This window comes from Streptomyces sp. NPDC006261, assembly GCF_040613515.1.
GTDB lineage: Bacteria > Actinomycetota > Actinomycetes > Streptomycetales > Streptomycetaceae > Streptomyces.
The window spans coordinates 1-11746 of record NZ_JBEXSI010000107.1; the positions used below are offsets into that span (position 1 = coordinate 1).

Annotated in this window: 10 protein-coding genes; 8 read left to right on the plus strand and 2 right to left on the minus strand. The window is 71.4% G+C overall.

Annotation, left to right across the window (positions count from 1 at the left end; genetic code table 11):
• A partial coding sequence (locus ABZ154_RS33810; RefSeq protein ID WP_356838192.1) for a SpoIIE family protein phosphatase occupies nt 1–1796 on the plus strand: 1796 nt, incomplete at its 5' end.
• 65 nt (nt 1797–1861) lie between these two features.
• Here ABZ154_RS33810 and ABZ154_RS33815 read toward each other — a convergent pair.
• Nucleotides 1862–4099 carry a transglycosylase domain-containing protein gene (locus ABZ154_RS33815; RefSeq protein ID WP_356838194.1) on the minus strand — a complete coding sequence of 746 codons (2238 nt, stop codon included), beginning with the start codon at nt 4097–4099 and terminating at the stop codon, nt 1862–1864.
• Nucleotides 4100–4339: 240 nt separating this feature from the next.
• Here ABZ154_RS33815 and ABZ154_RS33820 point away from each other — a divergent pair, with 240 nt between their 5' ends.
• The 5 genes from ABZ154_RS33820 (at nt 4340) to ABZ154_RS33840 (ending at nt 9265) form a co-directional block, all read left to right on the plus strand.
• Nucleotides 4340–5311 carry an SPFH domain-containing protein gene (locus ABZ154_RS33820; RefSeq protein WP_356838196.1) on the plus strand — a complete coding sequence of 324 codons (972 nt, stop codon included), beginning with the start codon at nt 4340–4342 and terminating at the stop codon, nt 5309–5311.
• A complete protein-coding gene (locus tag ABZ154_RS33825) occupies nt 5308–5583 on the plus strand; it encodes a hypothetical protein (protein WP_356838197.1) in 276 nt (91 codons plus the stop codon). Before ABZ154_RS33820 ends, ABZ154_RS33825 begins: the two co-directional genes overlap by 4 nt.
• A 75-nt stretch (nt 5584–5658) precedes the next feature.
• A complete protein-coding gene (locus tag ABZ154_RS33830; RefSeq protein ID WP_356838199.1) occupies nt 5659–6183 on the plus strand; it encodes a PadR family transcriptional regulator in 525 nt (174 codons plus the stop codon).
• Nucleotides 6180–6866 carry an ABC transporter ATP-binding protein gene (locus tag ABZ154_RS33835; RefSeq protein WP_356838200.1) on the plus strand — a complete coding sequence of 229 codons (687 nt, stop codon included), beginning with the start codon at nt 6180–6182 and terminating at the stop codon, nt 6864–6866. The genes ABZ154_RS33830 and ABZ154_RS33835 overlap by 4 nt, the downstream gene beginning before the upstream one ends.
• Nucleotides 6863–9265: an FtsX-like permease family protein gene (locus tag ABZ154_RS33840; RefSeq protein WP_356838202.1), complete on the plus strand. Its 2403-nt coding sequence runs from the start codon at nt 6863–6865 to the stop codon at nt 9263–9265. Before ABZ154_RS33835 ends, ABZ154_RS33840 begins: the two co-directional genes overlap by 4 nt.
• A gap of 57 nt (nt 9266–9322) precedes the next feature.
• Here the strand turns inward: ABZ154_RS33840 and ABZ154_RS33845 are convergent, their stop codons facing one another.
• Complete coding sequence (locus ABZ154_RS33845; protein ID WP_356838204.1) at nt 9323–10312, minus strand: hydrogen peroxide-inducible genes activator; 990 nt, start codon at nt 10310–10312, stop codon at nt 9323–9325.
• Nucleotides 10313–10445: 133 nt separating this feature from the next.
• Between ABZ154_RS33845 and ABZ154_RS33850 the strand changes: the two genes are divergently transcribed.
• Entirely contained in the window at nt 10446–11000 is a 555-nt protein-coding gene (locus tag ABZ154_RS33850) for a peroxiredoxin (protein WP_356838205.1), read from the plus strand.
• A 10-nt stretch (nt 11001–11010) separates the two neighbouring features.
• Nucleotides 11011–11544 (plus strand): alkyl hydroperoxide reductase, encoded by a 534-nt coding sequence (locus tag ABZ154_RS33855; RefSeq protein ID WP_356838207.1) that lies wholly within the window; start codon nt 11011–11013, stop codon nt 11542–11544.
• Nucleotides 11545–11746: the final 202 nt, after the last annotated feature.

Sequence of the window (11746 nt, forward strand, 5' to 3'; positions counted from 1 at the left end):
GGCCGGTCGGGTACGGGGACGGCTACGGGTACGGGTCCAAGGTCGCGTACGCAGCCGCCGAGGCGCAGGCGGCCACCCGCCGCGAGGGCGACCGGCTGCGCTTCGTCGGGGCCGCGACCCGGCGAATCGCCCGCGGCATAGACCTGGACGAGATCGTGCTGGGCCTGTGCCGGGCGAGCGTGCCGACGTTCTCCGACGCGATCCTGGTCTACCTGCGCGACCCGCTGCCGGTCGGCGACGAGCGGCCGGTGAGCCCGTTCGTGCTGCGGCTGCGCCGCAGCGACCGGCTCCGGCACACCGACGAGGAGGGCGGCGAGGCGGGCCCGGAGACGGAGCGGCTGCGGCCGCTGCTGAGCGACCCGACGGCCGACCTGATGCCCGCCGCCGAGCTGTGCGAGGTGCGGGCGGGCGGTGCGCTGGCCGAGGTGCTGCGCGGGGTGCGGCCGGTCTTCGGCGACTCGGCGGCGGCCCGGGCGGCGCTGCCGGAGCTCCTGGGGACCGGGCGCCCGGTCCCCACCGGCCACCGGGCGATCCTCGCCCCGCTGCGCGGCCGGCGCCGGGTGATCGGCGCGGCGGTCTTCGTACGGTCGACCGAGCGGCCCCCGTTCGAGGCCAGTGACCTGCTGGTCGCCGCCCAGCTGGCGACGCACACCGCGCTCGGCATCGACAAGGCCGTGCTCTACGGGCGCGAGGCCTACATCGCGGACGAGCTCCAGCGCACCATGCTCCCCGACTCGCTCCCCCAGCCCACCGGCGTACGCCTCGCCTCGCGTTACCTCCCGGCGGCCGAGACGGCCCGGGTCGGCGGCGACTGGTACGACGCGATCCCGCTGCCCGGCAGCCGGGTCGCGCTGGTCGTCGGGGATGTGATGGGCCACTCCATGACCTCCGCCGCGATCATGGGCCAGCTCCGGACGACGGCCCAGACCCTCGCCCAGCTCGACCTGCCGCCTCAGGAGGTGCTCCACCATCTGGACGAACAGGCGCAGCGGCTCGGCAGCGACCGCATGGCGACCTGCCTCTACGCCGTGTACGACCCGGTCGCGCACCGGATCACCATCGCCAACGCCGGACACCCGCCGCCCGTGCTGCTGCACCTGGGCGGCCGGGCCGAGGTGCTGCGGGTGCCGCCGGGCGCCCCGATCGGCGTGGGCGGGGTCGACTTCGAGGCCGTCGAGCTGGACGCCCCGGCCGGTGCCACGCTGCTGCTGTACACCGACGGTCTGGTCGAGTCCCGGCTGCGGGACGTGTGGACGGGCATCGAGCAGCTGCGGGAGCGCCTCGCGGCGACCGCGCAGCTCACCGGACCGGACCACGCGCCGCCGCTGGAGGCCCTCTGCGACGACGTGCTCGACATGCTGGGCCCGGGCGACCGGGACGACGACATCGCGCTGCTCGCCGCCCGCTTCGACGGGATCGCGCCGAGCGACGTGGCGTACTGGTACCTGGAGCCGGAGGACGCGGCTCCGGGCCGGGCCCGGAGGCTGGCCCGGCGGGCGCTGGGCCGGTGGGGCCTGGACGAGATGTCCGACGAGGTGGAGCTGCTGGTCAGCGAGGTCGTCACCAACGCGGTGCGCTATGCGGAGCGGCCGGTGACGCTGCGGCTGCTGCGGACGGACGTCCTGCGCTGCGAGGTCGGCGACGACTCCCCGCAGCTGCCCCGGCAGCGCCGGGCGCGGGAGACGGACGAGGGCGGCCGCGGGCTGTTCCTGGTGAACCGGCTGGCCCGGCGGTGGGGCGCGACGCGGCTGTCCACGGGCAAGGTCGTCTGGTTCGAGATGGCGACGCGTAGCTGACCGGACGTACGCGAAGAGGGGCGGTGCCGGAGTCGGCACCGCCCCTCTTCGTCATGCGCGCGTGGTCACTCCCCGGGGAGTCCGCCACCGCCGGGCCGCTCGCCCGGCTGCCCGTCGCTCTCCCCGGGCTGGGGCGGCAGCTCGGGGGTGGTGGGCGGGGTGGTGGGCGGCGTGATGGTCGGCGGGGCCGAGGGGGGCGGCGACGACGACGGGGACTCGCTGGGCGTCTCGCTCGGCTTCTCCGACGGCGTCCTGGACGGCGTCGGCTCCTCGGACGGGGTGGGCTCCTTGGACGGCGTCTTCGAGGGGGCGGGCGGCGGCGGGACCTCGCCGCGCTCCACGTCCTGGAGGTCGAACTTCGCGTCCGAGCCGCCGCCGAGCGCGCCGAGGGTGTAGTCCGCCCAGATGCGGGCCGGGAAGCCACCGCCGTTGGCCCGGCCGGAGTTGGCCGTACCGGTGAGGGAGACCTGCCGTCCGCCCTTGGGCGACTCCCCGAAGAGGGCCACGACGGTGGTCAGTTCGGGGGTGTACCCGGCGAACCAGGCCGACTTGTTCTCCTCCGACGTGCCCGTCTTGCCGGCCGCCTGGTAGGCGGAGGTGTTGGCGGCGCGGCCGGAGCCGGACTCGACGACGCCGGTGAGCGCGGAGGTCACGGTGTCGGCCGACGCACGGCTGATCACCTGCTCCCGCTTGGGCGCCTCCGGCTTCACCGTACGGTCGCGGTGCTCGGCGGACTGGAGGATGTGCGGGGTGACCTTGCGGCCGTGGTTGTCGAGGGTCGCGTAGACGCCGGCCATGTCCCAGGTGGAGGCGTTCATGGTGCCGAGGGTGACGGCGGGGCGCTCGGGGAAGTTCTTGTCCGGTACGCCGAGGGCGAGCGCGGTCCGCTTGGTGGCGGCGGGCGTCACGTCCACGATCATCTGCGCGAAGACGGAGTTGACCGAGCTGTTCATGGCCTTCTGGACGGAGATCGGGCCGTAGCTCCGGTCGTCCTCGTTCTGCGGCTTGAACGGGGTGTCGCTGCCGACGACGGGCCGCTTGCTGGTGCCGTCGTAGATGGTGTTGAGCCCGATCAGGTTGCCGTCCTGGGTCTTCGACTCATTCTCCAGGGCGGCGGCGAGCACCAGCGGCTTGAAGGTGGAGGCCGGCTGGTAGTCCTGGCGGGTGGCGTTGTTGACGTAGTGCTTGACGTAGTCCTCGCCGCCGTACATCGCGAGGACCTTGCCGGTCTTCGGGTCGACGGAGGTCGCGCCGGCCTGGACGGTGGCGTCGATCTTGTTGCCCTCCCGGTCCAGCTGGGACTCCAGCTCCTTGTCCACCGACTTCTCCAGCTGCTGCTGGCGCTTCTTGTCGATGGTGAGGGTGAACGTCCAGCCGCCGGCCTCACGGTCCTCGGCGGAGATGCCCTGCTTGTCGAGCTCCTTGTTGACCGCCTCGACGAGATAGCCGGTCTGGCCCTCCATGCCCTGGGCGGGCTTGGGCTTCTGCGGCTTGGGGAACTCCTGCTTCGCGCGCTCGGCCTCGCTGAGCCAGCCCATCTCGACCATGTTCTTCAGCGTGTAGGCCCAGCGGTCCTTGACCAGGCGCTTGCCGGTGTCGGTGGCGGTGGTCCAGTCGTACTGGCTGGGGGCCTGGAGGAGCGAGGCGAGGTAGGCGCCCTGGGAGACGTTCAGGTCCTTGGCGTCGATGCCGTAGTACGCCTGGGCGGCCGCCTGGATGCCGCTGGCGCCGCGTCCGTAGTAGGCGGTGTTGATGTACCCGGCGAGGATCTGCCCCTTGGACTGGTCCTGGTCGACCTTGAGCGAGATCACCAGCTCCTCGAGCTTGCGGGTGATCGTCGGGTCCTGCGTCAGGTAGAAGTTCTTCACGTACTGCTGGGTGATGGTCGAGCCGCCCTGCTTGCCCTTGCCGCTGACCGTGTTCAGCAGAGCGCGGGTCGTGCCCTTGAGGTCGATGCCGTTGTCCTCGTAGAAGGTCTTGTTCTCCGCGGCGACGAAGGTGTGCTGCACCTCCTTGGGCACCTGGGCCAGGTCGACGATCTGCCGGTTGACGCCGCTGTCGGACCGGGCGAGCACGGTGCCGTCGCTGTACTGGTAGACGTTGCTCTGCCGCTCGGCCAGCACGTTGGGGGCGGGCACGTCGACGTACAGGTAGAGCGCGCCGAAGGCGCCCATGCCCAGCAGGACGATCCCGAAGAACGTACCCAGCAGCTTCTTCCACGTGAAGAGTCTGCGTATGCCGCCGCTCTTCGCAGCCCGGCGCGATCCTCGCGCCTGAGCTCGTCGCGCATCCGCTCGACCCATTGCTGTGTTGCTCCCGCTTCTCTGCTCGACCGGCTCGCTCGGTTCACCCGATTCCGTTCAGACCTGCCAGCTAACACCGTCGGCAGAGACGAAAGGCAAGCGATCCAGTCTTTTCCGGACGTGACAATCAGCACCCGTTCCCCAGGGAACCGACTCCCCAGGGGTGCACAAGGTTGCGAGAACCATTAATGTGACATCACATTGATAGCGCGGCGCGAGCCGCACGGAACGGGGGATCCCATGACCGGACAGCACGACGGCCACGGCCCGGACGCTTCGGCGGCCGCACTCGACATCGACGCCCCCGACATGCCCGAGCCGCAGGTCACGGAGGTCACCGCGCATTCGATCCCGGGCGGCCTGGGGCTGCTGCTGACGGTGCTCGGCGTGCTGGCGGGGGTCGGCCTCGTCATCGGCGGCGCCGTGATCAACGGGGGTGGCGCCACCGCCGTCGGCGTCACCTCCCTCATCCTCGGACCGCTTCTCGCCCTCACCTCGTTCTTCTGCATGAGCGGTGTGAAGATGGTCGCTCCGGGCGAGGCCCGGGTGATACAGCTCTTCGGCCGGTACGTCGGCACCATCCGCGCCGACGGGCTGCGCTGGATCAACCCGCTGACCTCCAGCCAGAAGATCTCCACCCGGATCCGCAACCACGAGACCGCCGTCCTCAAGGTCAACGACGCCTACGGCAACCCGATCGAACTGGCCGCGATCGTCGTCTGGAAGGTCGAGGACACCGCCCAGGCCCTCTTCGAGGTCGACGACTTCCTGGAGTTCGTCGCCACCCAGACCGAGGCGGCGGTCCGGCACATCGCGATCGAGTACCCCTACGACGCCCACGACGAGGACGGCCTCTCGCTGCGCGGCAACGCGGAGGAGATCACCGAGAAGCTGGCCGTCGAGCTGACGGCCCGGGTGAAGGCCGCGGGCGTCCTGATCATCGAGTCCCGCTTCAGCCACCTCGCGTACGCCCCCGAGATCGCCTCCGCCATGCTGCAGCGCCAGCAGGCCGGCGCGGTCGTCGCCGCCCGCAAGCAGATCGTCGAGGGTGCGGTGGGCATGGTCGAGATGGCCCTGGACCGGATCGCCGAGCAGGGCATCGTGGAGCTGGACTCCGAGCGGAAGGCGGCCATGGTCAGCAATCTGATGGTGGTGCTGTGCGGTGACCGTGCGGCCCAGCCGGTCCTCAACACGGGCAGCCTCTACCAGTGACCGACCAGACGCCTGACCGGCGGACACCGGCCTCCCGGCCGCAGCAGCGCAAACAGGTGCTGCTGCGGCTGGACCCCGCGGTGCACGACGCACTGGCCCGCTGGGCCTCCGACGAACTGCGCAGCGCCAACGCGCAGATCGAGTTCCTGCTGCGCCGGGCACTGAAGGAGGCGGGGCGGCTGCCGGGGTCGGCGGCGCCGATCGCCCGCCGGGGCCGGCCACCGAAGCGGCCCCCGGAGGAACCGGAGGCGCAGCCCGGAGCCGACACCTAGAGAGCCTCACAGGCCGAGGAGCATCTTCCGGACGCGTATACACCCCGGGTATACACCACGTGTACAGTGCTTCCCATGTCTATCGGTCACACCCTCCTCGGACTCCTGGAGTCCGGCCCCCGCCACGGCTACGACCTGAAGCGGACCTTCGACGAGAAGTTCGGCCAGGACCGCCCGCTCCACTACGGCCAGGTCTACTCGACGATGTCGCGGCTCCTGAAGAACGGACTCGTCGAGGTCGACGGCGTCGAGAGCGAAGGGGGGCCCGAACGCAAGCGGTACGCCATCACGGACGCCGGGATCACCGATGTCTCGCGCTGGCTCACGCAGCCCGAGAAGCCGGAGCCGTACCTCCAGTCGACGCTCTACACCAAGGTCGTCCTCGCGCTCCTCACCGACCGCAGCGCCTCCGACCTGCTGGACTCCCAGCGCTCGGAGCACCTGCGGATGATGCGCGTCCTCACCGACCGCAAGCGCAAGGGGGACCTCGCCGACCAGCTGATCTGCGACCACGCCCTGTTCCACCTGGAAGCCGATCTGCGCTGGCTGGAACTGACCGCCGCCCGCCTCGGCCAGCTCGCCAAGGTGGTGGCCCCGTGATTCCCGACGGTTCCCTGCTCTCCGCGCACGACCTGCGCAAGACCTACGGCGCGACGCCCGCCCTGGACGGTGCCTCGTTCTCCGTGCACCCCGGCGAAGTCGTCGCCGTGATGGGCCCCTCCGGCTCCGGCAAGTCGACCCTGCTGCACTGTCTGGCCGGGATCATCACCCCGGACTCCGGCACGATCACCTACGCGGGCCGCGAGCTCTCCGCGATGTCGGACGCCGAGCGCAGCGCCCTGCGCCGCAGCGACTTCGGCTTCGTCTTCCAGTTCGGCCAGCTCGTGCCGGAGCTGACCTGCGTGGAGAACGTGGCGCTGCCGATGCGGCTCAGCGGGGCGAAGCGCAAGGCCGCCGAGCGCACCGCCCGGGAGTGGATGGAGCGCCTGGAGGTCGACGACCTCGGTTCCAAGCGCCCCGGCGAGATCTCCGGCGGCCAGGGCCAGCGCGTCGCCGTGGCCCGTGCCCTGGCGGCCTCCCCGAAGGTGATCTTCGCGGACGAGCCGACCGGCGCCCTGGACTCCCTGAACGGCGAGCGGGTGATGGAGCTGCTCACCGAGGCCGCCCGCTCGTCCAACGTCGCGGTCGTCCTGGTCACCCACGAGGCCCGGGTCGCCGCCTACTCCGACCGCGACGTCACCGTGCGCGACGGCCGGGCCCGCGACCTGGAGCACGCCGTATGACGCTGCTCGACTCCCCTACCGCCCCGGCCGCCGGACAGGACCGCCCGAAGCCGCCCGCGCGCGGCGCGGCCACCCTCCGGGACCTCGGCCTCGGCATCCGGTTCGCCGCCGCCGGGGGCCGCGAGGGCTGGATCCGCACGCTGCTGACGGCGGTCGGCGTCGGCCTCGGGGTCGCGCTGCTGCTGCTCGCCTCCTCCGTACCCCACATGCTCGACGAACGCTCCGGCCGGGACCAGGCCCGCAGCCAGGCGCGGATCTCCGACTCACCCGACGCCGACGCCGTGAAGTCGGACATCTCGGTGCTGCGGATCAACACGACCACCGAGTACCACGACCGGACCATCGAGGGATATCTGATGCGCGCCGACGGTGCGGCGCCCGTCCGCCCGCCGGGCCTCGACCGCTTCCCCGGGGCGGACGAGATGGCTGTCTCCCCCGCGCTGAAGGAGCTGCTCGCCGCCCCCGGGAACGAACTGCTGCGCGAGCGGCTGCCGTACGAGATCACCGGCACGATTCGAGACGCCGGGCTGCGCTCGCCCGGCGAACTCCTCTACTACGCGGGCAGCGACACCCTGACGCCCGCCTCGGGCGGCCACCGGATCGCCGGGTACGGGGACCCCCGCGAGGCCGATCCGCTCCCGCCGCTGCTGATCGTGCTGACCGTCATGGTCTGCGTCGTGCTGCTGGTGCCGGTCGCGATCTTCATCGCCACCGCCGTGCGCTTCGGCGGCGACCGGCGCGACCGCAGGCTCGCCGCACTGCGCCTGGTCGGCGCCGACATCCGCTCGACCCGGCGCATCGCCGCCGGGGAGGCGCTGTTCGGCGCGGTCCTCGGGCTGCTGATCGGGCTGGTGTTCTTCCTCGGGGGGCGGCAGTTCGTCAGCTCGGTGGAGATCTGGGACGTCAGCGCGTTCCCGTCGGACCTGGTGCCCGATCCCCTGCTCGCCGCGCTGATCACCGTCGCGGTGCCGCTCACCGCCGTGCTCGTCACGCTGGTCGCGATGCGCTCCGTGGTGATCGAGCCGCTCGGCGTCGTACGCCGCGGCCGCGACCGGGGCCGCCGGCTCTGGTGGCGCCTGCTGATGCCGGCCGCGGGTCTGGCCGTGCTCGGCTTCACGGGCCGGATCGACGCGTACACGTACGCGCCCGTGAACCCCTACTTCATCGCGACCGGTGCCGTGCTGGTGCTGGTCGGGCTCGCCCTGCTGCTGCCGTGGCTGGTCGAGGCGTGCGTGGACAGGCTGCGCGGCGGCCCGGTTCCCTGGCAGCTCGCCACCCGCAGACTCCAGTTGAGCAGCGGGGCCGCGTCCCGCGCGGTCAGCGGGGTCACGGTGGCGGTGGCTGGGGCGATCGCCCTGCAGATGCTGTTCGCCGCGATGAACGCCGACTTCAACCGGGTGACGGGCCAGGACCCCTCGCGGGCCCAGTTCGCCGCGTACTCCGAGGACGTCACGGGTGAGGCGGCCACCTCGGCCATCGAGCAGTTCCGCGCCACCAAGGGTGTGGAGGCGGTCATCGGCTCGGTCCAGGCGTACGCGTCCAAGCCGGGTGTCTACGCCGAGGACGACATCCCGCCCACCACCTCCCTCACCATCGGCACCTGTGCCACCCTGCGCGAACTGGCCCGGATCAGCGGCTGCGAGGACGGTGACACCTTCGTCGTCCACCCGCCGGGCGACAAGGACATGTCCGGCTGGGTCGACCAGGCCGCCCGCAAGGGCGAGGTGGTCGAGGTGGGCTCAGGGGGCGGCAAGCCGCTGCGGTGGACGCTGCCCGCCGACTCCCCGACCGTGGAGGGGCGCACCGACCCGATGGGCGACATGCACTACGGGATCATGGCGACCACCGGAGCCATCGACGCGGGCACACTGCCCGGCGCGCAGATCACCGCCCAGATCCGGGTCGACCGGAGCGTGCCGGACGTCGCCGAGCACGTGCGCAACACGGCGGCCCGGATCGATCCCGGCATGCGCTTCGTCACCCTCGACTCGGTGGAGCGCGACCGGCAGTACGCCAGCATCCGGACCGGCCTCCAGGTCGGGGCGAGTGTGGTGCTGCTGCTGATCGCCGCCTCGATGCTGGTCTCCCAGCTGGAGCAGCTGCGCGAGCGCCGGCGGCTGCTGTCGGTGCTGGTCGCCTTCGGCACCCGGCGTACGACTCTGAGCTGGTCGGTCCTGTGGCAGACCGCCGTCCCCGTGGTCCTCGGCCTCGCGGTGGCGGTCGCGGGCGGGCTGGGACTCGGCGCGACGCTCGCCTGGATGATCGACGAGAGCGTCTCCGACTGGTGGCTGTTCCTGCCGCTGACCGGGGCCGGGGCGGGCCTGATCCTGCTGGTGACGGCGTTGTCGCTGCCCTCGCTGTGGCGGCTGATGCGGCCGGACGGGCTGCGGACCGAGTAGCGGAGCAGGCACCGTCCGGGTGCGGCCGGGCCGAAGTCCGGCCGCACCCGCACGCGTTCAAGCGACAGCAACGTCCACCACGCGCACCGGGAGCGGCGTCATCGCCCCGCGCAGCGCGGCGGCGAACTCCTCGAACTCGCCGACCCGCGCCGACCCGGTCCGCATCGCCAGCGCCACCCGCCGGGTGGGGGCCGGATGGGCGAAGTACCCGGTGGCCAGGGCGTCGTTGCGCGCGGTCTCCACCGTCACCGCGGTGCGCGGCAGCAGGGTCACCCCGAGCCCGCCCGCGACCAGCTGGACGAGGGTGGAGAGCCCGGCGGCGGTCGTGGTGACCGGCGCCCCCTCCGTACGCCCCGCCTCCCGGCAGATGTCGAGGGCCTGGTCGCGCAGGCAGTGGCCCTCGTCCAGGAGGAGCAGCGGCAGCTCCCGCAGCGCGTCGCGAGGGATGTCGGCGCGGCCGCCGAGCCAGTGGTCCTGCTCCATGACCAGCACGAAGTCCTCGTCGAAGAGCGGGATCTCGCTCACTCCGGGGACCCCGAGCGGCACGGCGAGGAGCAGCAGGTCCAGGCGTCCGGCGGCGAGCCCCTCCAGCAGGGAGGAGGTCTGCTCCTCATGGACCTGGAGGTCGAGGTCCGGGTAGCGGTCGTGGACCAGCCGGAGCACGGTGGGCAGCAGATACGGGGCGACGGTCGGGATCACGCCGAGCCGGAGCACCCCGGTGAACGGCGCCCGGGCGGCCTCCGCCTCCTCCATCAGCGCCGCGACGGCCTCCAGCACGACGCCGGTCCGCGCCGCGAGCCGCTCCCCCGCGGGCGAGAGCAGCACTTTGCGCGTCGTACGCTCGATGAGCTGGACACCCAGTGCCTCCTCCAGGGCGGAGACGGCTCCGGAGAGTGCCGGCTGACTCATCCCGATTGCTGCCGCCGCGTCCCGGAAGTGCAGATGTTCCGCCACCGCCGCGAAGGCGCGGAGCTGCGACAGGCTGGGCTGCCTGGCGGACTGCTTGGCCGACTTATGAGGGCGTATGCCCGGTTTTCCCTGGCCCACTGATAGGCACCTCCGATCATCACGACCGAGTGTAGCTATTTCCCTGATCAATGCACTCTGTGCCAAGGTGGATCTCGTCCAACCCCCAGGAAACCTCCGCAAAGGGGATTTCCTAACGCTGCAAGGAGAGCGCGTGCTCACTGTCGGTGACAAGTTCCCCGAGTTCGACCTGACTGCTTGTGTTTCGCTGGAGAGCGGCAAGGAGTTCGAGCAGATCAACCACAAGACCTACGAGGGAAAGTGGAAGATCGTCTTCGCGTGGCCGAAGGACTTCACCTTCGTGTGCCCCACCGAGATCGCCGCCTTCGGCAAGCTGAACGAGGAGTTCGCCGACCGGGACGCCCAGGTCCTCGGCTTCTCCGGTGACTCCGAGTTCGTGCACCACGCCTGGCGCAAGGACCACCCGGACCTGACCGACCTGCCCTTCCCGATGCTGGCCGACTCGAAGCACGAGCTCATGAGTGACCTCGGCATCGAGGGCGAGGACGGCTTCGCGCAGCGCGCCGTCTTCATCGTCGACCAGAACAACGAGATCCAGTTCACGATGGTGACCGCCGGTTCCGTGGGCCGTAACCCCAAGGAGGTCCTGCGGGTCCTCGACGCCCTGCAGACCGACGAGCTCTGCCCGTGCAACTGGACCAAGGGCGAGAACACCCTCGACCCGGTCGCGCTCCTCTCGGGCGAGTGAGCTGATACCGATGGCTCTCGATGAACTCAAGTCCGCCATACCGGACTTCGCCAAGGACCTGAAGCTGAACCTCGGTTCGGTCATCGGCAACAGCGACCTCCCGAAGCAGCAGCTGTGGGGCACCGTGCTGGCCTGCGCGATAGCCTCGCGTTCGCCGCGGGTGCTGCGCGAGCTGGAGCCCGAGGCGAAGGCCAACCTCTCGCCCGAGGCGTACACCGCGGCGAAGTCGGCTGCCGCGGTCATGGCGATGAACAACGTCTTCTACCGGACCCGGCACCTGCTGTCGGACCCGGAGTACGGCACGCTCCGCGCGGGCCTGCGGATGAACGTCATCGGCAACCCGGGCGTGGAGAAGGTCGACTTCGAGCTGTGGTCACTCGCCGTCTCCGCGATCAACGGCTGCGGCCAGTGCCTGGACTCCCACGAGCAGGTGCTCCGCAAGGCCGGCGTGGACCGCGAGACCATCCAGGAGGCCGTCAAGGTCGCCTCGGTGATCCAGGCGGTCGGTGTGACCCTCGACGCCGAGGCCGTACTCGCCGAGTAGTCACCCGCACCACCCCTCATACGAGAAGAGCCCCGAGGACGACCGACCGTCCCCGGGGCTCTTCTTCGTCCGCTGTACGCCTATTTCTCCGGCTTCTCCGGCGGTTCGGGGGACGCGGCGGCCGGGGCCCCGGTGCGCGCCCCCGCCCCCGTCTCACCTCACGAACAGGAGACCCCGGTGCCGGTCCTCCCAGGAGCCGAGC